At 59.6% G+C, this 25,245-nt stretch carries 27 protein-coding genes; 9 read left to right on the forward strand and 18 right to left on the reverse strand.

The features are described from left to right. Nucleotides 1-11 precede the first annotated feature (11 nt). The 8 genes from KP701_RS05675 to KP701_RS05710 all read left to right on the forward strand — a co-directional run bounded on the left by KP701_RS05675 (nt 12) and on the right by KP701_RS05710 (nt 8,820). Nucleotides 12-1,208, forward strand: a complete 1,197-nt coding sequence (locus KP701_RS05675; protein WP_215746268.1) for an aspartate aminotransferase family protein — start codon at nt 12-14, stop codon at nt 1,206-1,208. Continuing rightward, nucleotides 1,130-2,158: an ornithine carbamoyltransferase gene (gene argF, locus KP701_RS05680; protein WP_252345424.1), complete on the forward strand. Its 1,029-nt coding sequence runs from the start codon at nt 1,130-1,132 to the stop codon at nt 2,156-2,158. Before KP701_RS05675 ends, argF begins: the two co-directional genes overlap by 79 nt. Then, nucleotides 2,158-3,087 carry an Hsp33 family molecular chaperone HslO gene (locus tag KP701_RS05685; protein ID WP_215746270.1) on the forward strand — a complete coding sequence of 310 codons (930 nt, stop codon included), beginning with the start codon at nt 2,158-2,160 and terminating at the stop codon, nt 3,085-3,087. Before argF ends, KP701_RS05685 begins: the two co-directional genes overlap by 1 nt. Continuing rightward, nucleotides 3,084-4,043 carry a hypothetical protein gene (locus KP701_RS05690; RefSeq protein ID WP_215746271.1) on the forward strand — a complete coding sequence of 320 codons (960 nt, stop codon included), beginning with the start codon at nt 3,084-3,086 and terminating at the stop codon, nt 4,041-4,043. The genes KP701_RS05685 and KP701_RS05690 overlap by 4 nt, the downstream gene beginning before the upstream one ends. Before the next feature lie 19 nt (nt 4,044-4,062). Beyond that, a complete protein-coding gene (locus KP701_RS05695) occupies nt 4,063-4,881 on the forward strand; it encodes a hypothetical protein (RefSeq protein WP_215746272.1) in 819 nt (272 codons plus the stop codon). A gap of 138 nt (nt 4,882-5,019) precedes the next feature. After that, the gene (locus KP701_RS05700) at nt 5,020-5,730 is read left to right on the forward strand and encodes a gluconate 2-dehydrogenase subunit 3 family protein (RefSeq protein WP_215746273.1); all 711 of its coding nucleotides are present in this window, start codon (nt 5,020-5,022) and stop codon (nt 5,728-5,730) included. Nucleotide 5,731: 1 nt separating this feature from the next. Next, nucleotides 5,732-7,510, forward strand: coding sequence for a GMC family oxidoreductase (locus KP701_RS05705; RefSeq protein ID WP_215746274.1), 1,779 nt, complete (start codon nt 5,732-5,734; stop codon nt 7,508-7,510). Then, complete coding sequence (locus tag KP701_RS05710) at nt 7,507-8,820, forward strand: cytochrome c (protein WP_215746275.1); 1,314 nt, start codon at nt 7,507-7,509, stop codon at nt 8,818-8,820. The genes KP701_RS05705 and KP701_RS05710 overlap by 4 nt, the downstream gene beginning before the upstream one ends. An 8-nt stretch (nt 8,821-8,828) precedes the next feature. Here the strand turns inward: KP701_RS05710 and KP701_RS05715 are convergent, their stop codons facing one another. Genes KP701_RS05715 through KP701_RS05755 form a run of 9 tightly spaced genes read right to left on the reverse strand, consistent with a single transcriptional unit; the run spans nt 8,829 to nt 16,406 of the window. Next, nucleotides 8,829-10,085, reverse strand: coding sequence for a hypothetical protein (locus tag KP701_RS05715; RefSeq protein ID WP_215746276.1), 1,257 nt, complete (start codon nt 10,083-10,085; stop codon nt 8,829-8,831). After that, complete coding sequence (locus tag KP701_RS05720; protein ID WP_215746277.1) at nt 10,085-10,771, reverse strand: hypothetical protein; 687 nt, start codon at nt 10,769-10,771, stop codon at nt 10,085-10,087. The genes KP701_RS05715 and KP701_RS05720 overlap by 1 nt, the downstream gene beginning before the upstream one ends. 4 nt (nt 10,772-10,775) lie before the next feature. Then, complete coding sequence (locus tag KP701_RS05725) at nt 10,776-12,014, reverse strand: hypothetical protein (RefSeq protein WP_215746278.1); 1,239 nt, start codon at nt 12,012-12,014, stop codon at nt 10,776-10,778. 42 nt (nt 12,015-12,056) lie between these two features. Continuing rightward, nucleotides 12,057-13,196, reverse strand: a complete 1,140-nt coding sequence (locus tag KP701_RS05730) for a baseplate J/gp47 family protein (protein WP_215746279.1) — start codon at nt 13,194-13,196, stop codon at nt 12,057-12,059. A 44-nt stretch (nt 13,197-13,240) separates the two neighbouring features. Next, a complete protein-coding gene (locus KP701_RS05735; RefSeq protein ID WP_215746280.1) occupies nt 13,241-13,600 on the reverse strand; it encodes a phage tail protein in 360 nt (119 codons plus the stop codon). After that, nucleotides 13,597-14,220 (reverse strand): baseplate assembly protein, encoded by a 624-nt coding sequence (locus KP701_RS05740; protein ID WP_215746281.1) that lies wholly within the window; start codon nt 14,218-14,220, stop codon nt 13,597-13,599. The genes KP701_RS05735 and KP701_RS05740 overlap by 4 nt, the downstream gene beginning before the upstream one ends. Continuing rightward, nucleotides 14,217-15,278 (reverse strand): hypothetical protein, encoded by a 1,062-nt coding sequence (locus KP701_RS05745; protein WP_215746282.1) that lies wholly within the window; start codon nt 15,276-15,278, stop codon nt 14,217-14,219. The genes KP701_RS05740 and KP701_RS05745 overlap by 4 nt, the downstream gene beginning before the upstream one ends. Next, nucleotides 15,275-15,487, reverse strand: coding sequence for a hypothetical protein (locus KP701_RS05750; protein ID WP_252345426.1), 213 nt, complete (start codon nt 15,485-15,487; stop codon nt 15,275-15,277). The genes KP701_RS05745 and KP701_RS05750 overlap by 4 nt, the downstream gene beginning before the upstream one ends. A 4-nt stretch (nt 15,488-15,491) precedes the next feature. After that, a complete protein-coding gene (locus tag KP701_RS05755) occupies nt 15,492-16,406 on the reverse strand; it encodes a hypothetical protein (protein WP_215746283.1) in 915 nt (304 codons plus the stop codon). 249 nt (nt 16,407-16,655) lie between these two features. Here KP701_RS05755 and KP701_RS05760 point away from each other — a divergent pair, with 249 nt between their 5' ends. Further along, the gene (locus KP701_RS05760; protein WP_215746284.1) at nt 16,656-16,865 is read left to right on the forward strand and encodes a hypothetical protein; all 210 of its coding nucleotides are present in this window, start codon (nt 16,656-16,658) and stop codon (nt 16,863-16,865) included. A 586-nt stretch (nt 16,866-17,451) separates the two neighbouring features. On the opposite strand, the gene KP701_RS05765 is transcribed toward KP701_RS05760, so the two are convergent. From KP701_RS05765 to KP701_RS05805, 9 genes are all read right to left on the reverse strand, one after another. Further along, nucleotides 17,452-17,769, reverse strand: a complete 318-nt coding sequence (locus tag KP701_RS05765; RefSeq protein WP_215746285.1) for a hypothetical protein — start codon at nt 17,767-17,769, stop codon at nt 17,452-17,454. Further along, nucleotides 17,766-18,191: a hypothetical protein gene (locus tag KP701_RS05770; protein WP_215746286.1), complete on the reverse strand. Its 426-nt coding sequence runs from the start codon at nt 18,189-18,191 to the stop codon at nt 17,766-17,768. Before KP701_RS05770 ends, KP701_RS05765 begins: the two co-directional genes overlap by 4 nt. Continuing rightward, entirely contained in the window at nt 18,192-19,679 is a 1,488-nt protein-coding gene (locus KP701_RS05775; protein WP_215746287.1) for a phage tail protein, read from the reverse strand. It abuts the gene before it with no gap. Nucleotides 19,680-19,774: 95 nt separating this feature from the next. Beyond that, nucleotides 19,775-20,758, reverse strand: a complete 984-nt coding sequence (locus KP701_RS05780; protein ID WP_215746288.1) for a hypothetical protein — start codon at nt 20,756-20,758, stop codon at nt 19,775-19,777. Nucleotides 20,759-20,770: 12 nt separating this feature from the next. After that, nucleotides 20,771-21,370: a hypothetical protein gene (locus KP701_RS05785; RefSeq protein ID WP_215746289.1), complete on the reverse strand. Its 600-nt coding sequence runs from the start codon at nt 21,368-21,370 to the stop codon at nt 20,771-20,773. A 10-nt stretch (nt 21,371-21,380) separates the two neighbouring features. Then, entirely contained in the window at nt 21,381-21,782 is a 402-nt protein-coding gene (locus tag KP701_RS05790; protein WP_215746290.1) for a hypothetical protein, read from the reverse strand. Between the two features lie 54 nt (nt 21,783-21,836). Further along, nucleotides 21,837-23,216 (reverse strand): DUF4043 domain-containing protein, encoded by a 1,380-nt coding sequence (locus KP701_RS05795; protein WP_215746291.1) that lies wholly within the window; start codon nt 23,214-23,216, stop codon nt 21,837-21,839. Nucleotides 23,217-23,286: 70 nt separating this feature from the next. After that, a complete protein-coding gene (locus tag KP701_RS05800; RefSeq protein WP_225198562.1) occupies nt 23,287-23,802 on the reverse strand; it encodes a phage scaffolding protein in 516 nt (171 codons plus the stop codon). Continuing rightward, on the reverse strand, nt 23,799-25,217 hold the full coding sequence (locus tag KP701_RS05805; protein WP_215746292.1) for a phage portal protein: 1,419 nt from the start codon (nt 25,215-25,217) through the stop codon (nt 23,799-23,801). Before KP701_RS05805 ends, KP701_RS05800 begins: the two co-directional genes overlap by 4 nt. Between the last annotated feature and the right edge of the window lie 28 nt (nt 25,218-25,245).

The following is a 25,245-nucleotide window of genomic DNA, read 5'->3' on the forward strand; positions in this document are numbered from 1 at the left end:
AGAGATCCATCATGATCCCCGCGCTGATGCCGAATTACAAACGTGCCGACCTTGCTTTCGAGCAGGGCGAAGGCGTCTGGCTGACGGCGACGAACGGGCGACGATATCTGGATTTCGGGGCCGGCATTGCCGTGACTTCGCTGGGACATGCCCATCCGAAGCTGGTGAAGACCATTGCGGAACAGGCCGCGAAGGTCATGCATGTCTCGAACCTGTACCGGATCCCCCAGGCCGAGAAGCTGGCGGAACTGCTGGTGCAGAACACGTTTGCGGACTCGGTGCTGTTCTGCAATTCGGGTGCCGAGGCCAATGAGGGCATGGTGAAGATGATCCGCCGCGCCCAGTTCGAGAACGGGCATCCCGAGCGGACCAACATTCTGTGCTTCAACGGCGCATTTCACGGCCGGACGCTGGCCATGATCTCGGCCACGGGAAATCCCGCCTACCTCAAGGGCTTTGGCCCTGTGGTGGAAGGGTTCGACCATGCGCCGTTCAACAACACCAATACGCTACGTGACGCCATCACGCCGCACACGGCGGGGATCGTCGTCGAACCTGTTCAGGGTGAGAGCGGCATCAAGCCCGCGACCCGCGAATTCATGGAAGGGCTCCGCGCCGTCTGTGATGAATACGGACTGTATCTGGGTTTCGATGAGGTCCAAACCGGTGTCGGCCGGACGGGCAAACTGTTTGCGCATGAATGGTATGGCGTCCGTCCGGACGTGATTTCCGTGGCCAAGGGGATCGGGGGCGGCTTCCCGCTCGGCGCCGTTCTTGCGACGGAAGAGCTGGCACGGCATCTGACACCCGGTTCACATGGGACGACCTTTGGCGGCAATCCGCTGGCCTGTGCGGCGGGTGTGACCGTTCTGGAAGAAATCCTGAGCCCCGGTTTTCTGGAGCATGTCCGGAGCGTCGGAGACGCGTTCGGCAGGATGCTGGAAGATGTTGTCAGCCGTTCGGAAGGTGTTTTCGACAATGTCCGCGGGATTGGGCTGATGCGGGGGCTGCACTGCGTGCCGCCTGTCGCGGACGTCATGCAGGCCGTGCTGAATCAGGAGCTTCTGACGGTCAGTGCCGGGGACAACGTGCTGCGCCTCGTCCCGCCGCTGATCGTGACGGAAACCGAATGCCGCGAAGCCTGCGAAAGACTCGTGAAGGCGGCTCATTCCCTGAAAGTCCCTGCGACACAGGAGAACGCCTCGTGAGCACCACAGCAGCGACCCTGACTCCAAGACATTTTCTGGATCTGCGGGATTTCAGCCCCGAGGTCATCCGGCAGATCATCGACCTCTCGGCGAAGGTCAAGGCTCTGCAGAACGACCGCCGCCAGCCCCTGCATCCCGATCGTCCGCTGGAAGGCCGCAGCCTTGGTCTGATCCTTGCCCAGCCTTCGACACGCACCCGCGTGTCGTTCGAGGTGGGAATGGGGCAGCTCGGCGGGTCCGTTTCGGTCCTCTCGCCGGGCGACATGCAGCTTGGCCGGGGCGAGACGGTGGCGGACACGGCCCGTGTTCTGTCGCGTTTTCTGGACGTGATCGTGCTTCGAACCGGCAATGACGCCAATCTGCGCGAACTGGCGAAATGGAGTTCGGTGCCGGTCATCAACGGCCTGACGCCTGTCTCCCATCCGATCCAGATCCTCGCAGATGTCCTGACCTTCGAGGAACATCGTGGGCCGATCCGCGGCAAAACGCTGGCGTGGATCGGGGATGGCAACAATGTCGCCACCTCCCTGATGGAAGGCGCGGCCCTTCTCGGTTTCAATGTCCGTCTGGCAACGCCGGAAGGCTTTGCCCCCAACCCCGATGCCGTGGAGTGGGCGCGGGCGCATGGCGCGACGATCAAGATTTTCCGGGACCCGGCAGAAGCTGTGGCCGGGGCTGATGCCGTACTGACGGATACCTGGGTCAGCATGGGAGACAAGGACCGCGAAAAGCGGCTCAAGGTGTTCCAGCCTTATCAGGTTGATGAGGCCCTGATGGCAAAAGCTGCGCCCGATGCCCTGTTCCTTCACTGCCTGCCTGCCCATATCGGAGAGGAAGTGACGTCCGAGGTCTTTGAAGGCCCGGCGTCCGTCGTCTTTGATGAGGCGGAAAACCGCCTCCACACGCAGAAGGGCCTGCTACTCTGGGCCCTGGGAAAAGAAAACGGCTGATGGATACACCCCACTTTCTTGATACGAACCGGCCTGAGGTTCCGAACATGGTCGTTTCGGGCGGTGTCATGCCGTTCTATCTGGAACGGTCGCCGGTTCGGGGCCGGCTGGTACGGCTCGGGCCACTGGCGGATGCCATCCTGTCACGTCACGACAATCCCGATGCCGTCTCCCGGCTTGGCGGCGAGGCTCTGGCACTCGTAGCCGCCATGGTTTCGGCCCTGAAGTTCAAAGGTGCATTTTCCCTTCAGGTCAAGGGTGATGGGCCGGTTTCCATGTTGGTTGCAGATGCGACGGATAGCGGGGATCTGCGGTTTTTCGGACGTCTGCGTGAAGACGCCGATCGCGATGCGCTGCCCGGAACCGCCAAGGAACTTCTGGGCGACGGCTATATGGCCTTCACCATCGACCAGGGACCGGACATGGACCGGCATCAGGGCATCGTCGACCTGACGGGCACGACGCTCGCCGATATGGCGATGAACTATTTCCGGACCAGTGAGCAGCATGACTGCTGGATCCGGCTGTTCTGTGCGAAATCGCCTGACGGCTGGAAGGCCGGTGCACTGGTTCTGGAGCGTATTGCAGCCGAAGGCGGCATCGAGACCACCGAACAGGACGAAGATGCGTGGGAAACCGCCTGCACTCTGGCCGAGACGGTAACGGAGCAGGAAGTCCTTGATCCGGACCTGTCGAACGAGCGGCTGATTCATCGGCTTTTTGGTACGCTGGATGTCCGTCTGGGCACTCCGCGGGCGCTGGCCTATGGCTGCCGATGCAACCGGGCGAGGCTCGCCTCCGTTCTGGAAACATTCCCTGATGACGACCTCGACCACATGGTCGAGAATGGCGCCATCACGATGAACTGTGAATTCTGCAACGTGGGTTTCCGATTCACGCGCGATGAACTTGGAGCACGCTCTGCATGACTCTGCCCCTGCTTGATGACGTAAAGCTCGATGGCTTTCCGGTCGAGCAGCTTTATCCCGGCTGGGCGCCCCTCAGCCGGGCGCCGGTAGCGGATGATTTCAGCGTTGTGGTGTTTACCGAAGCAAGCACCAGCCGACAGGCCTGCTGGTGGCTTGAAGGCGAAAATTATCGTGGCAGCCATGTTCTGGCACTGGATCCATCCTTGCGGAAACGCCTTCTGGCCGCCATGGATCCGGTGTTTTGGCCGCTGGCATCAGGAGTGCTGGGCTCTCCCCTGCCCGACCAGACCGGACCATCCTGCGACAGCCTGCCCGAAATCGCCGTGAACGAGCTTGCCGGTTCCTGGCTTGAAGGATACGCACCCCATACGCTCCTTCTGCCATCAGGCCATGCGGATAGCGGCGAGGCGTTGCCATGTCCGAACGGCCGCAAAATCGGTGCAAACCGGATAACAGCTCTGCTGGCTGCCCAGCGCGGAAACGGCCCGCTGATCGTTTCTTCGCCCTTCACAGCACTCCCACTGCTGGCGCAGATCACGTTCCAGACGGGCCCCTTGAGTGTCAGCCGCTTTCAGGAAGCCGATACGGTTTTCTACCTGATCTGGAATGACGCTCTTCCAGCCCTTCGCCCCTCTTTCTACTATCCCGATGCCCCGCTGGTTATCAGTGATGATCCGGGCGGCGCGATGATCCCGGGGCTGATCCTGAGCTGGTACGCGCGCCATCCCGAACATGTGGTGCTGATCCGCGAGGCGCGCCCCTTCAGGGCCGAGGATTTCGGTGTCGGACAGGCGTCCGGCCTACGCCCGAAACCAGTGGAGGAGAATTCGTCCCCCCCGCCGGTCGCGCCAGCTTCCTCGCCGCTGCCGCTGAAACAACCAGCTTCCGCTTCCCCCCCTCAAGCGTCTAGACAGGGGCTGAAAAGTCGACTCAAGTCCCTTTTCGGTCGTCTGTAGCGCCTTCAGGAGACAGGATATGCCCGTACGTTACTGGACTGGTCTGAGTGCTCTGGTGCTGTCCCTTGGCGTGGCAGCATGCTCCGATGGAGACGCGGACCAGACCTTTCCTCCGCTTGATTACAGCTATCTGTCCCAGATCCATCTGAACGTAGCGTCGATTGACGTGCAGGATGAAGCTCCCGCTGCGCCGGGCTCTCTGTCCGCAAAGGCTCCCGTCGCACCGGACCAGGCTCTGAAGGCCATGGCAAACCAGCGTCTGGTAGCCAGCGGAACCTCGGGCAAGGCCGACTTCATCATCAAGCAGGCCTATCTGAACCGGGCAGGCGATAACGCGGTAACCGGCGCCATGGATGTACAGCTTAACGTCGCGGATGCCGGTAACCAGCATACCGGTTTCGTCCATGCGCGCATCACCCACAAGCTGGATGCGGGAGACCGGGATCCGACCTCGCGCAAGGAACTCTATACCCTTACCAGCCAGATGATGCAGGACATGAACGTGGAACTGGAATTCCAGATCCGCAAGAAGCTCCTCTCCTGGATGACGGATGCCGCCGGAACTCCGCTCGTCAATGGCGGCATCCAGCAGCAGACGCTTGGAGCACCTGGAACAGAACCGGTGGCCGCCCCGACAACGCCGGCACTTTCTACAGAGACTACCCCGGGATCAGCCACGTCCGAAAAAGCAGCAGCCCCCGCTGTCGCGCCGAGCGCACCGGACGCCATTTTCCCCACAGGATCCGACACCGAGACGGCACCGGCACCAGCCACCCAGCACTCGCCCCAGCCCGGAATACTGAAACTTCCCTCAACAGACAGCACCGAAACGCACTGATTCACGCCTCTCGTCCTGTTGTGATGAGCACATGGCTGGTGAACTGCGCCTGCCTTCGTTAGGGAGAAGGCATTCCTTTTGTAAAATGACCGTTTCCAGATTTTCTGTTATTTCTGGTTCTACTGTCCGGAGAAACCTGTGCCCCCCATGGAACCGACACTGAACCGTCCGCTCCGCCGCAGTTTCGTGAAAGGGCTTCTTGGAACCACATCATTCTGGATGGCTTCGGGAAATGCCTCATGGACAGCAGCGCTGGCGGCTGAGGCAGCCCATCCCTATCAGCCCACCTTTTTCGATGCGATGGAATACCGGTTTGTAGAGGCCGCCAGCGAGCGCCTCTTTCCTGCTGACGATAACGGGCCGGGCGCAAAAGCGCTGGGGGTAGCGGAATTCATCGACCGTCAGATGCAGACCCCTTATGCCCGGGGGGAGAACTGGTACATGTCTGGCCCCTTCCAGCAGGGCCCGGCCAATCTGGGGTATCAGCTCCCCTTTGTCCCGCGCGACCTGTATCGCAACGGCATCGCAGGCGTTGAGCACTACACCCGACAACATTACGGCAAAGGCTTTGCAGACCTTTCGCCGGTGCAGCAGGATGAAATCCTGACTGCACTTGAAGGGGGATCGGTCCAGCTTGGCGAAGTCCCGGGACGCGTCTTTTTCGAGCAGCTCCGGACCAATACACTTGAAGGCGCCTTCGCCGATCCGCTTTACGGTGGCAACCGGGGGCTTGGCGGCTGGATCATGCTGGGTTTCCCTGGCGCCAGGGCGGATTTCATGGACTGGGTCAATCAGGAAGGCGCTCCCTATCCCCTTGCGCCGGTCTCCATTTCAGGAGAGAGCGCGTAACATGGGCAGGACGCATGTTGATGCAGTCATCGTTGGCGCTGGCTGGGCCGGTTCGATCATGGCCAAGGAACTGACCGAAGCCGGGTTATCCGTCATCATGCTGGAACGTGGCCCCGAGCGGACGACGCCCGTCGAAGGTGCCTATCCGGAATCAATCGATGAACTGCGCGGCGCCGTGCGCAAGCGCCTTTTCCAGAACCTGTCCCAGTCCACAGTGACGATCCGCAATACGATGGATCAGACGGCACTGCCTTACCGTCAGCTCGCAGCTTTTCTGCCTGGAGAAGGCGTGGGCGGAGCCGGGCTACACTGGTCGGGAGTGCATTTTCGCGTTGCCCCCGAAGATCTGAGACTGCGGAGCTCCGTGATCGAACGCTACGGTGAGAAATTCATTCCCGACGGCATGAACCTTCAGGATTATGGCGTCACCTATGAAGAACTCGAACCATTTTTCGACAAGGCGGAAAAGGTCTTTGGCACGTCTGGAGAAGCGTACAAGGTTCAGGGGAAAATCGTTGGAAACGGAAATATTTTTTCTCCGGATCGTTCCGATAATTTTCCACTTCCAGCCATGAAGGATACCTTTTCAGCATCGATCTTCCGCGATGCTGCGAAAAATGCGGGATATCATCCCTACGCCCTGCCTGCTGCCAACGCATCACGACAATACACCAACCCCTATGGCTGTCAGATGGGGCCATGCAATTTCTGCGGCTATTGCAGCGGCTATGACTGCTACCTGTACTCCAAAGCCTCGCCCAACGTGAATATCCTGCCCGCCTTACGGCAGAACCCGGGATTTACCCTTGTCCCGAACGCCCATGTCCTTCGGATCGATCTCGACAGCGCGAAAACAAAAGCAACCGGGGTGACCTATCTGGACACAAAGAGCCGGAAGGAAATGTCCCTTTCTGCCGATCTGGTGATCCTGGGGGCGTTCCAGTTCAACAATGTTCATCTGATGCTGGTGTCCGGCATTGGAAAACCTTACGATCCGGTCAGCAATACCGGGACGGTCGGGCGCAATTTCGTTTACCAGACCATTACATCCTCGCGCGTCTGGCTCCCCTCTTCGACCTACACCAACCAGTTCGTCGGTGCCGGCGGGAGCGGTGTCGCCATTGACGATTTCAATAGCATGAATTTTGACCATGGGCCGCTTGGTTTTGTGGGGGGATCGCCTGTCTGGGTCAATCAGGCGGGTGTGAAACCGATTGCCGCCGCCATAGGCGCTGGCGGAGGTGGAACACCACGATGGGGCTCGGCCTACAAGAATGCCCTGATCAATACCTACAAGCATTCTCTGGGTATTGATGCCCATGGAAGCAATATGGCGTATCGGGATGTCTATCTGGATCTCGATCCGACATGGAAGGATGTTTATGGGCAGCCACTGCTTCGCATGACCTTCACATGGAAGGACAATGATATCCGCATGAACCAGTACGTCGTCAGCAGGATCGAGCCCATCGCCCGCGCGATGGGGGCGACAAAGATGAATCTGGTTCACCTCAATGCCGGGCAGCCCTTTGACACCCGTAATTATCAGACCACCCATCTGGGAGGCGGCGCCATCATGGGAGACAATCCCCAGACAAGTGCACTCAACCGCTATCTCCAGAGCTGGGATGTATCCAATGTCTTTGTCATCGGATCGAACGCTTTCCCACAGGGAATGGGCTATAATCCAACGGGAGTGGTGGCCGCTCTGGCCTACTGGGCCGCACATCACATCCGGACGACCTACCTGAAATCCCCTGGCCCCCTGGTGAAGGCATGAAATGGCCGCTGTTCATCGCCTGCTTTCTGGGAATGGCTCTCACAGCAGAAGCCACAGCGCAGGACTCTGACAAAGCCGTTGTAGAAAAGGGACGCTATCTGGCCGCAGCGTCCGACTGCGCTGCCTGTCATTCCGTTCATGGCAAACCGGAGTATTCCGGAGGTGTATCATTTTTCCTGCCAATGGGAAAAATCTATTCCACCAATATCACTCCGGATCCAGATCACGGGATCGGCCGCTATACGGAAGCCCAGTTCGAACAGGCATTGCGACAAGGCATCCGCCGCGATGGTTCAACACTTTATCCTGCCATGCCCTTTCCGTCCTATGCCCGACTGACCGACAACGATATCCACGCCCTTTTCGTCTATTTCAGGGACGGCGTTGAAGCTGTGCCGGTTTCAGCGCCCAAGAATGAGATCCCTTGGCCGCTGTCCATGCGCTGGCCCCTGACATTCTGGCGCTGGGCCTTTGCTCCCACGCCCCATAAGGCGATCACCAGCACGGCAGGCGAGTTCACCGACCCACTGCTTGAGCGGGGCGCCTATCTCGTGGAAGGGCCGGCTCATTGCGGCGCCTGCCATTCCCCGCGCGCCATCACCATGCAGGAAAAAGCCCTGACTGCGCATGACGGCAGCCTTTATCTGGCTGGTGGCGCACCAGTAGATGGCTGGACGCCACCATCGCTCCGTCAGGAAAACCGGACCGGACTGGGCCGCTGGAGTGAGGAAGACATTGTTTCATTCCTCAAGACCGGCCGTTCTAACACCGGCAGCGTTTTCGGCTCCATGACCTCCGCCATTCTGCACGGCACACAGAAACTGACCGACAACGACCTGCACGCCATCGCACATTATCTCAAAAGCCTGCCGTCCGCCGACCGGACACAGACGCCATGGACGTATGATACCACGATCACCGACCAGCTTCACAAAGCGGACCTGTCTTCACGCGGCGCCCGCATCTATGTCGATCGGTGTGCAGCCTGTCATCGGACTGATGGAAAAGGCTATCCGGCCGTTTTTCCAGCCCTGGCTGGCAATCCTGTCATGATGCAGAGCGATGCCATGTCTCTCGTTCACATCGTTCAGAAGGGCGCAAGCCTTCCTGCCATGACAGCCGCGCCCTCCTCCATCACGATGCCCGCTTTCAGTCACAAGCTGACCGATCAGCAGATTGCCGATGTCGTGACTTTCATCCGCCATGCCTGGGGCAACAATGCTTCTTCCGTTTCAGCAGAAGACGTCAGACAGTTCAGCCGGACCATGCCCCCACCAGATATGGCAGATGATGCAGTCTCCCTGAACTGAACGCCGTCTCAGGGCAGGAATCGGTACAGCACACAGCCCTGATACCCAGTCCCACCACTGGAAGACACTCCCTCAGCCGTCGCCGAGTAAGAGCCGCCGCCACCTGCGCCATATCGCGTGGCAAGGCGCCCCCCCTGGTTGCCACAGCGTCCGGCACCTCCCCAGGGGCCATCCCCACCATATCCGGAGAACGTATAGGCGTTGCACTGCCCGTCCCCACCAGAGGTTCCGCTCTGGTTCCAGATCGTGCCGCCAGAAGCATTGCCGCCCACACCGCCAGCAGATCCAGTCGAGGAATAAAAGGTTCCGCCCTGTCCACCTTCGGCTTGCAGAAGCGTCTGCCCATTGTAACTCACCAGTGAAGTCCCGCCTGTCTGCTCGGACCCCCCGCCACTTCCGACGGTGATCGCCAGACCATTTCCCTGCGTGGGACTGACGGCATATATACCCCAGGCATCTCCCCCACCGCCTCCACCGGCACCGGAAAACGCACCGGCAGTGGTCATCGACTGAGAAGCAGCCCCACCGCCTCCACCCCCAATAACCCGCAGTTCCACCCGGGATGCCCATGCCGGAACGGGAACCGAGCCATTCACGGCCACCAGCGTCATGGGTTCCGTACAGGCCTTGAGGAGAGCCTGCGTCGCCAGTTCCGGGATGGTCGGCCAGAAAACCTGTCCTGGCTGAACCGTCACACCTGACAGGCTGCTCGCCCCCTGTGGGACCGCAATCGTATAAAGCGCCACAATGCATCCGCCAGAAGGCGCAGAAGGCGGACTGGCAGCAGCCACCAGAGAAATCACACCTGCCCGGCGCACCGGCAGCGCGCCACCGTCATTCTGGATTCCTGCCTGCGTCTGCGACGGATTGCTGGCATTGAAAAACGGCAGCACGGTCGGATCGGCATCCTGCTCGGAACAGAGTGCATAAACGGTATAGGTATTTCCGCTCCCGGGAAGGGTCACGGTCTGCGAGGTCGTGCTGACATACTGGCATGTGAGAGCCGTTGTATCTGCCGCAAGACCACCGCCATTGCCGCCCAGACTGGTGGCGTCCATGACGCCCGGCGCCAGGATCGAACCCGCCTCGACCGTCAGACTCAGATCGCTGGAAGATGCAGAATATCCCAGTCCGGACGCGGCCATCACATTCGGACCATACAGCATGGACGCCAGGTTTCCGAAAGCAGCCTTGGTATAACGCCCAGTCCGCAGAAGATCCGTGTCGAGCGGGATGGATCCCGCATAAACGATTGCCCGATCCATTAATTTTTCACCTTGATCCAGCCGGTAACACCCATGGCCGCCGTCTGATCGACGGCGCGGCAGACTGCCGCCAGACCTGCGGCCTTTCCCAGCTGTGTTTCTACAAAGAACTGACCACCCTGAAGGCTGCCGTAACGCAGGGCCGCCGCACCATAACCGTACCCCCCACCCATGGCAGGCGCCGTGGCGCAGCCAAGGGCATGGCAGTCAGAAGCATTCAGAGTTTCAATGATGAGCGGCTGTACACCGGTCGCCGCAACAATCGCATTCGTCACGGCCTGACGGGTGTTGCGTTCAGCAAACAACGAAGCATTGATACGTTTGCGATAGACGGCATCTGTTTCGGAAGCCTGACGAACCAAACCGCTTTCACCGAAATAATCGTCCGCAGCCATGTCCAGAAACGCGCCGCTCATTGTCGAAAGACGCATCTGCGGAGAACACTCCAGCATCAGTTGCCAGATGCCAGCCAGGACAGCAGCAAACCCGCGCAGCAGAGCCGCCAGGACCGGTGCAACCTCCTCATCCAGTCCCTGAGGCTCCGCAGGAAACCAGCCCTTGGGCAAAAGCCGCCGGAGCCGGCCTGCAAAATCATCTACCGAACCCGGAGCCGCTCCCGTATCGAAAAGGATGCATCCATCCGACGCCCGGAGAATATCCCGGCCTTCGTCATAGAGAATACCCATCCGATCATCCCCCCGCCTGGCTGGGGCTCATCAGCGGGATACGATAATCGGCACCATTGACGTTGATATGAAGAAAACCGCCATCTGCCACAGTCGGCATCGCGCCTCCTTCCGCAGTGACCGGTGACGTAATCTGAAGCTCACCCCCGCTTGCGGGAAAAAGTCCCAGATTTCCGGATCCCCCGGTCCCTTCCTGAACATACAGACCCGCTGCCTGCGTCCCGGATCCCGCCTGAACCTGAAGAGCATTGGTCGGGCTGGCCATGCCGGCAATCGAGAACAGTGTTTCACCCTCGATATTGCCAAACAGGATTCCGTCATTGGTAAATTCCTGCCGTGTGCCGCTGGTGCGTTCCGTCACCGTGGAACGGACAAATGCTCCTACATTGGCACCAGCAACACCGGAAACGGTCTCAGGCGTATGCCACTCGACAGCATGATTCCGCGCCAGCGAAACCGCCGATGCATATCCGGAATCCTTCCCATCCGTTCCCGTCAGGGACTGGGCACCAAAAACGATACCCGTCTGCCATGAATTCGGGTTGGAAACGAATACCATTCCTGCAGCGGCATCGGACGTCCCCGACGTCTGGCCGCCACCCGCGCCAAGCTGAATTCCATACACGCCACCACCAACATTTGGCGCATAGGGCGTGGACTGCCCCACCGCAAGGCCACCGAAATTGACGGCCTCCAATTCCATCCCGAATGTCGGCTGGTAATCCACCCCTGCCATCCGCCACGCTTCACCATAATAAGCATAGGCGGTCGTGGTGGTTGGATTGGACGTATCATCCGAAATTCCCCAGGACGCCACCCCGATGGAGCTTGGCTGAAACCCCAGAACCGAAGAACCATTCACTGCATCCGACGTCCGCGACCCCGCGACGAACGCACTGTTGCCGAACTGCGCAACGGACGCGCACTGGGCATCCTGCAATGCCCAGGGACCAATGGACGTCGCCGCCATGGTCTCCGACAGCCAGTCATTTTCCGAAGAACTGGCCCGGTCACTCAGAGCGGGATTTTCTGCTGCAACACCAACCAGAAGCCGGTCCGCAAAACGTTTTACCTGCGCCCCCTTGTCGGCATAGAACTGACCACTGGCCGAAACGCTGACAGGAGCCTCGGTTACCTGCGCCACAGTCGCCGTCACTGTCCGTGTCCCGCTGGCATCCGCCAGAACAAGGACCTCTTCTCCCGTCAGGGATTCAAGTTTCGGATATGTATTAAATACCGCCATGAAAATTCCTCATCCCTGCCGATGGATCCAGCTTCCGGATCCTCAGCCCTGGGTGACATTGATCTGAATGCTTCCAACCATGAGCGCCTGATTGCCGTTGGCAGGAATATCAGCCTGCCCTCCATTGAGACGGACATTCAGAACCGACGTCACGGAGATCCCCGCACCGGCATAGGCTAGGTAGGAAAGACGGCTATACGGATATCCGGCCCCCACGGTCATCGCGGCAATATCTTTCGACACGACAGACTGAATGGCGCTTGCCGCCTGCTGAACCGAAACGGAAGACGGCACCACAATATCCATGGAAACATCCACCGTCAGAACCTGTGGGGCCTGCACACCAAAACCGACCCCAAGGGCCCGAACAGAATCAATGACCTCATAGACATTCGACAGCAGCTGATCCGAAGGCACCCCACTTCCGTCATTGACCACAGCCGTAAAGTATCCACTCCGCGCAACGCCTGCCGCATCCAGACCATCCCGGAGCGAATAACTCAGATCCGTCTGGACATTGGCAATGGCATTACCCACTGCGGCCCGACTGGCAGACGCTTTTGCCGCCAGCCAGAGTGGAAAACGTGCCCTCAACTGACTATCCGTCTCCTGGTCGGAGCCATTCAGGAAAGGAGCCGTATTCGTCACGGTATCCAGCCCCGATACCGCCGTTCCCATCAGGCAGATCGCACCGACCGAAACATTTCCGACCGCCCCCGCCACCTGGCATGAAACAGGCACAGATAGCGTCGTCACACCTGCCGCCCGCACATATCCGCCAGCAGATGCGGACCATGTTGGCAAGGACTGATCCTGCGTCACGACAAAGGATATTCCCCCCACAGTGCGCACAATCACTCCGGGCGGAACAACCGCCGACTGCTCGCTGGCCATAAAGGACGTAAACGTCACTAGCCCCGTCGCCGGCGTTCCCGGCAGACGGGTCATGCCGAAATCATTGACGAAACTGTCACAGTCCGCCCCCGTCGACGTCGCCAGACGGGTCCGCAACAGCGATTGCAGTACCAGATACTGCAACCACAATCCCACACCGCCGACACCTTCCATAAGCGCCCGCACAGGCGATCCGATGGACACATCCAGCAACTGGGAACATGAGGCTTGTGCCGTTGTCACTGCAGCCGAAACAGTGGTGGAAAAGGAACGTAAGGAGAGAGACATCGCATCCTCTTGGAGCGGTTCAATACTGTGCCGCTCTCATCATTTCAGTAGGAAAAAGACAGGCTCTGCTGCTGACCGGATGCTGCATCGACATAGGACACGTCGCATCTGCAGACACCGCCCCCCTCATCCGTCACAGTCACGGTCACGGCCTGCGATGAATCCACCCCGACGTCCGCCTGAACCTGTGCCCGAATGACAGATTCCATCGCTTCCGGTGCAATGACCTGGCCGACCATGAGTGGCAACCCCACCCCATAATCCAGCTGCCAGATATAATCCCCGGGAACAGTCAGCAAACGCCTCAGCAGACTCTGTCTCGTCAGCTCCGTGCCAGAGACCGTCTGAAGCGTGCCGGAGTTCAGAACCAGATCGTTCCCGAAAACATGTGAAAGAGCGATCATCCAAGGGGTCCTTCAGTCTTCTGGCTTCCCAGCAGATGGACATGCTCATTCAGCGAATGCTGATCCGTACGCACATCCCCCCCCGAAACCGTCAGCCCGGCGGATGTCAGGATCATGCTTGTTCCCCCGACAGAAAAACTGATTTCCCCATCCTTCAGAACAATCCGTGTATTTCCCGCACCCGCCGCCACACCAGCAGACCCGACATGCAGCCAGCCCGCATCGGGTGAAGTCATTCCGGAAGTTGCAGACGAGGAAAGCGGCGGACGACCACATCCCCCTTTGACAAGCAGTTCGCCAGGTTGAGCAACGGCTCCGGTCAGAGGAGACACAGGCGCCATTACCACCGTGTCGAACACACATCCCGTTACAACAAGATGCTCTCCGTCCCCCTCAACAGGCTGAAGAACAACATGCGTGCCCGGAGAAGACGGACACGCAATCCGCAGATCTCCCGCATGCACCCCGCCAGCATCCGGAATCCAGCCCGTTTCCACGTTTTCAGGCTGGATCCGAACTTTTACGGCATGATTGACAGGATCGACGGCTGAGACGATTCCAAACATCGTATGCGCCGTCCTGCCTTGAAGGGCAGCGGCATCAAAACGGGCATCACTCATGTCCCACCTCCACGATCCCTCAGCACAACCTGCTGCACAAATCCCTGCTCCACGGAAAACCGGGAGATCACCTGATCAATCCCCAGGGTCTTTTCCCCGTTTCCCGTTACGACAGTCATGTAGTTTCTTGGCGCAATACCCAGCACACCCGGAATCCTGATCCGCACAGACAACGCATGCGCAGCAATACGTGCATGCTTGCCACGCGCCAGCCTTTGCAACTCGTCCAGCCGACGCCCGGGAACACGAAAGGTATGGATACTGGCGTTTCCGGACGGAGCGTCCTGAGAAAATGAAACGCCATCATAATAAATATGCGTCGTATTTCTCTGACGAGAATCCCACGACGCCATATGTACAACCACACCAGACAGAAGCTGCAGATCCCGCGCAACACTGGTTTCAAGAACCGCGTTCCGCATGTCTGTAACCTGCACACCCGTATCGGAAGACGAGCCCAAAGGCTGGCAGACAAGACATGCTCCACAAGCGTAAAGGTCGCAAAAAGAATCCCGGGCAATCGTGAACGCAAGATCCGCCGCCGTCTGAAAGCGATGCTGCCCCATGAGAGCACCGCGCTTATGCTCGATCTGCCAGAACTGCCCTGCCATAAGCGTAGCCTGATCTGAGGGTAGCGCAATCGCCGCATCCAGCCCGGCAGCCTGCGCCATGATTTCCAGCAATTCCTGCTGGGTATGGTTGAGCCACGCATCCTGAATCCGAAGATCCATCAAAGCCGCCAGCGCATCCCGGCATTCCACTTCCAGAACGGCATGCTCGGCCGCATATTCAATATGGTCGATCCGGCCCTCAAATAGCGTAGTCCACAAAGACGAAACACTCTGCGTATCCCGCATCTGAAGGGTCACCCATTTCCGGGCGGGTTGCTCCGTTTCAAACCACAAAGCCTGCTGCGCCTGATCCCTGACGGCAAAACGCAGTGATGCGACATCACAGGCTTCGTAGCGGTTCGCATCAATTTCGAACTGCAGAAGCGCCAGAACCGGATCAACCTGCCCATCAAAAAGAACCTGGACTTCCAGGTTTCTGACGCTCATTCCCCCTCCCCGTCAGGCAAACCCGATACCAGATCATTCTCGACCGCCGGTACCTTCAGCACGACAGTTTCGGAAATCCATCCCAGATCCGGATCCGCCATCCCGTTGACCTGCGCAATCCTCCACCATTGAGAAGCATTTCCCAACTCACGCGCGGCCACATGAAACAGGGAAATATCCGCAGCACTGACAATAATATCCTGCATCATGTCCTCATGCGAAAACGGACGGCAGAGACGTCGATTGCCCCTGCGCCACAGCAACATTTGCCGCAGAGCGATTCACCAGACTACCCGCATCGGCCGCAGCGCTCAGCAGCGCCGCGTTCTGCCCCAAAGCGTTTAGTGAGACACTGTTGACCGGCTGAATGGCTTCAACATTCTGCCCGGCTCCGGTCAGAATGGACTGCAACCCACTTCCCGCATTTTCCAGCCCTCCGGCAACAGAGGTCAGCGCGGAAGGCACGGTGGCGAGATTCATACCACTCTGCGCCACGCCGTTGACCGTCCCCAGAGCATCCGTCACTTTCGAAGCAAAGCCTCCGGCACCCACCAGCGTCGCCAGCGGCATGACCTGTCCGACAACCGAAGACACCTGTCCCACAGCCGTAAAAACCCCTTCGGAAACATCCGAAACCATGCTGGAAAAACTGTCGAGAGCACTCCCGACATCGTCTCCCAGCACTCCGGACAAGGTACCGGAAGTCTGTACGGCCGTTGTTTCCTGTGGTCGCTCAAGAACCAGCGTATAGGAACAGACAGCACCTTTTGCCTGATAGACATAATGGAACTGGGCGATCCAGACCTGGACAGAAAGACCTGCCGCTGAAAAGGCGACCTGCTGACCTGCCATCCGCATGCGTTCAACGGCCTGCGCCCGCATCTGCGCATCCGGACCAAGAAAGCGCCCTTTCAGCTCCAGACGCCCCGGATCGTTACCCAGCGCATCAACAACACGCCCGCCCCCCGGAAGACGATGCACAACCAGCATCTGCCGACCGCCAACCTGAAGCGTATCGGGAACTTCAATTCCCGTCAGAACCAGATTTCCCAGTATGACAGGAGATGATGATCCCAGCCGCCCCACGGCACCAATGGCATTTTCGATGTCGGAAAGACCAATACCCATCGGGGAACATCTCCTCTGTCAGAAAAATCCGATACTTCGGCCCGGATACTGAGGCTGCATGATTTCATCCACGCCCCCGCCAGAACGTCGCGCCGCCAGACGGGACCCGCGATTGCCGAACGAGAAATCATCACGCCTCATCTCGTGATCCGCATCACCACTCACAGTGTTCCTGTCGTGATAATTCCGGAGCGCCGGAAAGGCTGGAAGCGCGTCATGTCCCCGCCCGACTCCTGCAGATGATGGCACGTGAACAGTCTGTTTCTGAACTGGCGGAATACAGACCGAACTTTCATCCGCCAGTACTGCCCGGCGAACGACAGGATACACGCCCGACGCACCATGCCTGATACGCCGGACAGGCAATGCACGCTCGATCATCCCTCTCCGGTCGAGAGATACCACCGCTCGTCCGACATCAGCAGCAATCTGCTTCCGCCCCCCCATAGTCCGCCCTGACTTTGCATCCAATCGCCCTCCCCGTTTCGGTGAAGCCGTCATCTCATGCACAACCGCATGTATTCCCGCTTTTTCCGCAACAGCAGGAAAAGGCTTCAACAGCGGAAGACCTGGTCGCAGGATCCGCACTACCCGCTGTTTTTTCCGCACGGGAAACAACACCGAATGAAGTACTCCACCCGATTTGCGAACAGGCGCAATCTTCTGGATGCTCTTTCTTCTTTGAAAGCCGCCACCCCGCCCCGTACTCCCGGAAACCAGAGGCCTCCCGATGCCCGATGGCACGATCCCGACCTGTTTTTTCAACCGTGGCACAGCCGCAACCGAAAGCGACCGATGCGCCCATGCCAACCCTCTGGAAGAAGTCGTAAAAAACGTCCTGACCGAGAGAAGAGACCGCCAGATGTGCTCCCGCATCATATCTCTCCCCGATAACCCATCATATCCCAGTCAAAACAGTGCCCTTCCCGCTCTCCGGTAATGACACACGCGGCCAGACGCCGCGCTCTCGACCATCCTCGCAAAACGTCCCACGGCACCCCGTGATCCAGCAGATAAAGCATCTCCTGGAACCCGGAGTGCCTGCTCAGTTTTTTGCGACGTCCCGCAGATTCTCATCCGCATCACGCTCGAAAAGTGGCGTCAGCGCAGCAATCCCGGCCTTGCCGACCCGACGGGCCAGATCGCGGATTTCATCCTTGGTCTGCGGCATCTGAACCGGCACACCATCAATGGCCGTCACCGAACAGATCATCTCCGCATAACCGAGCCATGCGGATGCCGAGGCGCCATTGATCGCACTGCCCGCTGCCTCGATCAGATCCAGCATATCTGCCGGATCAATCTCGCGCAGCGTCAGACGCCGGTTGTCGGACAGAACAACTTCATGCGGAAAATCACTCACGAAATTTTCGTCCTCGTAGAAGCAAAGAACTGAACCGTCTGATGGATCATGTGATCCGCCTGCCAGGGATCACTCTTCAGCTGCATGGAAACATTGCTGAATTCCCATGTGCTGGTCGACCCGTCCGGTTCGGTCACGTACTGATAGATTGTCCCGCTGCCGACCGTCCCGGCATTCCAGTATGCAGCCTCGACAGCGGCTACCAGATTGTCCAGCGCCGCATTGGCCCGGGCAATCTGGAACGCGCCCCGCCAGCCATTCGGAACATTGAACTCCAGCGGTACGCCGTTCAACGGGTTGGCACGCAGAGCCTGCGTTTCCTGGGCCGCACTGAAAGACGTGACATCCCGCAGATCAACCCGCTGCCCGTTCCACAGAACCGTAATCCGGCAATCCCGGCCAATGCTGTATGGATTTGCCATTTAGCCGACACTCCCCGATGCAGACGACACGGTGACCGACGCGCCACCCTGCAGATTGACGATGAATTTCTCGTTGATGCCCTGATAGCGAACCGCCACATCCGCCTGCACATAGCCCAGTGCCGTACGGGACTGCGGATTGTTGCTCGAATCACAGACCACGCTGTAAGGCAGCTCACCGTTCTGAACGCCCAGAACACCCTGTGACAGCAGCGACGACAGAAAACCCAGAAGCGTCGAACGAATATCGCTGAACAGCGTATCGTTGATCACTTCACCCACATAACCGCCCATGCCACCAGCAAGTGAAGCCGCAATGTAGTTCGTCAGACGCGTGTAGTTGTCACCATTCATGGTACTCTTGCTGGACGAATTATGCCCACAGCGCACCGCCCAGTAAGTGCCACCCGGCGCCGGATTGCAGATCACATCAATTCCGGCCGTGAACAGCACCGACAGTTCAGCCGTGGAATAGGTTGCACTGCTCCCCGTCAGACCCGCCTTCTGGCTCCCCACGATCCCCGACAGCGCCTTGTTCAGACTGGACTGCTCCGGCGAAAGAGCGGCCAGCCTGCCACCGGCAAACGCCTGCGGGCTAACCAGCATCATGCCGTTGGTGTCGTCACTCCACCACAACCAGTCACCGAACATCAGCTTGACCGACGCCGCGTCCAGCCCACTCGCAGCCTTGACCGCAATCGCATTCGTCACCGTATCAGACGCCGGCCCCACCGCGATCATATAGACCCCTTCGGACGTCCCGAAAGCCGCCTGAGCCGTATAGGACGTGCTGTCCGTCACACCATGCAGGAGTGCCACTGCACAGCCCTGTCCGCGCAGGGCATACATACCGGTTCGCACCGTGCTGTCCTGCCCGATGAACTGAGCCGTCGTCGGCACACCGCCATCCGTGCCACCCGCAAGTGTCACACTCGCTGCAGTCACAGTCGGAACCGTCTCCGGAAGCACGACCTTCACTAGCGCATTCATATCCTGCGCTACGGCCGCCGCAATGGCAGACCAGTCCGCTCCCGCATAAGTCGCAGAACCCAGCTCTGCATGCGTAACAGCAAGCGCGTAACCGGAACCCGTCGCGGTTACCGCTGCCACGATCCCGTTGCCCGCACTCCCTGTGTAAGCCGCCTGGATCGTCACCCCATCGATCGTGCCAGATGCCGCCACATCCGTCCCATCCGTCACACGGACGACAACAAAGGACGATGCTTCCTGCATCACAGCGATATTAACCGCCAGCCCCGCATCCGTCGTCCTGTTCTGCTTGGCGCCGAACGCCGCGACATAGTCGCTCATGCCCCCGATCGGCAGCGGCATTCCCACCGGCCCCCAGCCGGCAGTACCTACGATACCCAGCTGCGAAGACGACGCGCCCGCCAGGGCCAGCGTCTGCGGCTGGGCAATCTGCACATAAAGATTTGGCACGGTCAGTGCCGTGGTATTCAGCGTTCCCGCCTGATAGACCAGAGACATCCCCGGATCGCTCTCCAAAATGCAGAAAGCGGGCGCTCCCACAGAAGCAACCCGCTTTCCTGATGAAATTTCAGCGCTTTGACTCAGCTTCTGCGTCAGGCAGCAGCGACCACTGTCCCGAACTGATCAACCCCCAGCCCCGGATAGGCCGAGGCAGCAGCCTGCGCCGCCGCCACCGCCTGCATGGCGTCCAGAGCCGCCGTTACTGTCTGGTTCGTTCCCCCGGAAGCCAGCTCCCCGAAAGACATCGCTGTCCCGTCATCTCCGGAGAGGTTCCCGATGCCGCACAGCATTTCGGACGCCCACTGCACCTGAAGGGTATCAAAAACCAGCTCATAGAAATAATCCCGCCGATACAGCGCCTCGTTCTGCATCGTGTCGACATCTTCCACGCTCTGGAACCGGAGCTGAGCCTCCCGCCCGTCCAGAGTGCTGATCCAGCTCTGTTCCGCCAGTGCCGCATCCAGCACGGAAGCGAGTGTCTCCCGCGCCGTCGCATCCGCAGTCCAGATCGAAACCCGATAAAGCTGCGCCTGCCGCCGCGTCACCCGCACCGACTGCCCGTATCCACCAGCATGAGCGTTCAGAACCCGCCCCGGCACACTGACCGTCGCCTCACTCGCCACACCATCCGTCAACGCCGCCGCCAGAGCCGCCGCAACCGTCGCCGGCGTATCCTGCGCCGTCACCGCATAAGCCGCAGAAGGCGCACCTCCAGACGGCATGTCATCCAGCCAGACCGCCACCACACCCGCCGGCGTGGATGTCCCGGAGAAGACGATCTCAACCGTCCCGTCCGTCACCACAACCCCAACCGTAGGCTCAACCTTCTGCTGCACCCGCCAGGGACGCCCCAGAGGTTCCGCCCATTCAGGCATCTTCCGGGGCGCCATCGTGACCGTGACGAAATCGATGTTGTTGCGAATGTTCTGTGCCGCGAACAGATCGCTCGGCAACAGCCACCCCCGCCGAAGCACCACCCGCCGCCCCGTCACCGAAGATCCCGCCAGACCCTCCGGATAAAGGATCTGTACACAGTTATACGCAAGCGCCAGCCCGACCCTGGAAGCATCCGTCATTCTTATCTTCCCTCAGACCTGCTGAAGCGACATGGTACACCGGATCCCGAAGCCGGAAGTTTCCACCGCATTAACCGTATAAGTCGTGCCCAGATCGGTCGTGACCGCCATGTAAGGCGTCAGCACCACCCCGGGCAGAAGCGGAAGATACATCACGGACTGTCCCGGACGCGTTGCTCCAGGAATCCCACTGCCCGAAGATTCCCCTTTCGCCCGCATGATAATGGCGGCCGGACAGTCCGAGATCAGCGTCTCCACCGTTCCCGTAACCCCGGTGACCGTCACCGTCCGGCTGCACACCACACATAAAGGCGGCCGCAGAGGCTCCACGGACGCGACAAAATAGGTCCGCCCGCTCGCAACAAGAATATCGGAAACCTGCGTATCATCCCGCCGATCCGTCAGGACATATTCTGTCGGAATCCCCCACCCGATCGGCCGCGAAAACGAAAATCCGGCATCCACATCAAAAGCCAGCATGGGCTGCGCATAAAGGGTTTCCATCGGCGACAGACCGCCCGAAGGACGATACTGTTCTCCCAAAGAGCCCAGCACGGCCGCCGCCTTCGCATACCCTCTGGAGAGCCTGGCCGCGATCATTGCCTGCTGCACACAGCCCTCCTCAAACCACGATCGCCCGGCCGTCCTGCAACTCCAAGCCGCCAGCCACCCCCAGAAACGCACACAGACGCCGCCGCCACAGCGTGAACAGCATCATCCGGTCCTGTACTTCCCGACCATTATGATACCAGCCCGCCGCCCGCGCCGTGTCCAGATTGTCCGAAGATGCCGTAATCGCATTTTCCAACGGATAAAGCTGGGACAGATAAAGCCGGATCTGCTGAAGCTCCGCCCCGGACAGACAGTTCATCCGCCACTCCAGCGCTCCTTCCACCTGAAAGAAACGCCAGGATTCCTGATTACCCTCCCGCGATCCGATCGCGGGATAACCGCAGAACCGACGGATATCCATTTTCTCTCCTTCCGAGAGAATATCCGTCGATAAACCAACCGTTCCGGACATGTCATTCTCCCCGCAAGAGAGGCCCCCGCCTTACAGACAGGGGCCGGAAAAACCTCAGAACGTCAGACCCAGCGCATCCGTGCCAAGGCTCTCGATCACGACACCACGCTTGAGATAGCTGTTGGTGGCCGTCGGAATGACCGTCATGTCCGCTGTCACGTCCGTCGGCAGCGCAAAACCGCCAATCCAGTACCAGGACTGCGCAATGATCTGGCGCAGACGATCCAGTGGCTCACGCGTTACCATCGCCACGCTGTCCACCATCTCGATCAGCGCACGCTCAGAATCCGGAATATCGGAATGACCCGTCAGAGCGCAGTCGCCTTCGATCAGCGCCCCCTGACCCAGCAGCAGCGCACGATGAATGGAACCGGAACCCAGAGAGGCCTGCTGCGGCGCTTCCGTCGTCGGGATGAACCGCACACCCAGAAGCTCTATCACCTGACCGGAACGATACTCTTCCGAACCATAAGCGCCACGATACAGATGCTTGAAATCCGGATCGCGGAACAGGGACAGAAGCTGCAGATCATCCAGATAACAGTGATACGCACCATTAATCATCGGCACGTTATTGCGCCGCAGCGTTGCCACACCGGCGAGAACCTGCTGGATACCCAGCGTATCCGCCAGACCGCTCGAGCTTGCCGTCTGCAGTGCCGCGGTGGTCAGACGACCGTTCGGACGGATCACCAGCGGCGCCGTGGACGCCACAACCGCCTGACCTTCAGTCCCATCCGCAACCGACACGGCCGCGGAAAACGTCATCTGACCTGAAACACCACCCGGAGCCGTGGACACATTCGTCGCATCCGCCGTCACGCTGACAAGTGTGTAAACATCCCCGCCCACCGTCACGGTCATGCCATTGGTCGCGCTGATCGGCGTCACCTGACCATTCACGATCACGGACTGAAAACCGCGAATGTCATCGACAGCAATGGTATTGTCGGCACTCCCCAGCGTCGCCGTCACACGGGTATTGCCGCCCAGATAGCCACCCACACCATTCTGCGCACCGCCAAACAACGTATTACGTGCCAGACGGTCCAGCGACTGCATCGCCTGCACCCCATTGGTGTTGGCATTGGCCAGGAACTGCGAGGCAATTCCCACGCCACTCGTGACCATGTTCAGGTCGATCGTATCGCCATACTGATTGATGGACAGCGTATACTGCTCGATCGACCAGCCGGACGGGCTCAGACCATTGTCGAAATTCGTATTGCCCGTCGGGTTCAGCGGCGTCGTCACCGGAGCCTTGAGGCTCTTGCGGGTTTTCGTCAGCGTCTCACCGATAGCGTTCGGGAACACTTCACGATCGGCAACCTGGCGAAAACCCAGCCGGGATTTCAGACCATTCTCGAACTCGCGGGCCAGAAAACCCTGCTGAATGGCGGCCTGAAGCTGAACAGGAAAATTATCAATGCTCATGTGTTTTTTCCGTAAATGTGTTTTCTGAACCCGGCCTGCCATCAGACCCGGTCAAATATCGTCGCGGGCTTCAGCCCTGGGCCAGAAACTGCCATTTGCGCGCTTCATAATCCGCCTCGCTGACGGCGCGCGCATTGAACGGCTCGATCCCACCGGGGCGGGGCGCTGCCTGTCCGACGGTGGTTCCGCTCGAATATCCGGGTCGCAGCACCTCGCCGAACAGATAGGCCCGTTCCTGACGGGCCTGCTGCAAAGCCTCGGCCACACCGACCACGGAACCATCCTCGCCCCGGTTGATCCCTTCCAGATCAATCAGTCGCACGACATCATCAGGATTATGCGCACCATTGCGGATCGCCTCCGCCCGAAGCGCCGCCACAATAACCTCCCGGTCACTGTCCTGCCGCACCCGGGCCAGCGCTTCCTCATGACTGCGCTGAAGCGTCTCCTGTCGCGTCACAACATCCGTCATTTCCTGACGGACCGCCTCAACCTCGCTCCGCGCTTCATTCAGCGCCCGACGCAGAGCCTCCACATCCTCAATGGTGTCATCAGTTCCGGACATCATTCCCCCGTCAACACTCATGCTTGTTCAGAAGCACACCCCTGCTCCAGCATTTTCCATTCCGTATTCGGATCAGAATTTCCCGATGCCATCGCAAACATCCGAACCGCCGTCTCACGGCTCAGAATTCCATTGGAAACCGCCGTCACCAGCCCCTGCGTCAATGACAGTAACTCCGGATCGGTAGACGGAAACCATGCCGGCCACCGCAGGCTCATGCGACAGTACGGCAGGTCCTTGACCAGCGTTCCCCCGATCCGCAGCCCGTTTTCCAGAACACAGGAAAACCGGCACGCCATCCGGTAAATCGAGAGCAGCGCACCCTCGCCGTAGGAATGGCGCAGACGGTCCACCAGCCAGATCAGCGGCTGACACATCATCTCCATGGCCTTGCCCGACTGCGCACCACCAACCCGGTCGCCATGCGCTCGGTTGCCATGCAACTGTTCGAGCACCACTAGGCGCAGCTCCCGATAATGATCGAGCACCGCCCCTGCCGCATTCCCGTTGATTTCCAGAAGCTTGGCATCACCCTCAGGCGGCAGCGTCAGCGCCGAAGCCGCACCACCCTGATGCGCCACCCCGTCGGAAAACCCACCCGTCTTCAGGACCAGCGTCGGATCGGAACCATATTTCAGTCCCCGCCCGGCCTGGGACAGCAGATAATCCGCCTCGATCACCGTATCGATGGCCCGCTCAAACGTGCACTCGCCTTCCGGATCACGCCCACAAGGCCCACCCAGATTGCGCGTCCAGACGATCGGCACAAACCCCAGCCCATGCCGCACGGACCGGCTCTCATCCCGGACCCCACCATCCATCCCCACAAGCCAGGGCACAGACACTGCACAGTCCAGCGGCGTCCAGATCCGCTGCCACCAGAACTGCGCCCCCAGAAGCTCATCCGCAATCGGATAACCCTGCGCCGCCAGATCCCGCCCCCGGACCAGAAACCGTTCTTCGACCCGGAGCAGTTCTCCCGTCGCATCATCCCAGAACGGCGTCAGATACGCCGTCTCCAGAACCGACAGTTTCGGAACCCCGGCCGAGACTTCGAACAGGATCGCAACCGACCCTACCGACCCCAGCCGAGCCGCTTCCATCAGCAGAGACGCCAGCCTGGTCTGCGACGCAAACGTGCTCAGGGCGTGCGTCACCCGCGCATCATCCGTCACCAGACCCGGCCAGTGCGTATCCCCAAACAGCAGCGAAACCGATTCATCCACAACCGTCCGGCACAAATTCGTGCGAACAGAAGGACGCCGGCTGGACAGCGGAATATATTCCCCCGCTCCCGACTTCTCCATCGAGAACGGATGCGGCAACGCATCATACTGCGTCCCGTCCAGAACACGCTTGAGCGCCAGCAGCCGCGCTGTCCGCGCGGACGCACCCGCGGGAACAGCATAACGCTGTTGCAGGGACAACCAGTCCATGTGTTCTCCATTGTTTCAGGCCGCGATC

It is taken from the genome of Gluconobacter sp. P1C6_b, from assembly GCF_018811945.1.
GTDB lineage: Bacteria > Pseudomonadota > Alphaproteobacteria > Acetobacterales > Acetobacteraceae > Gluconobacter.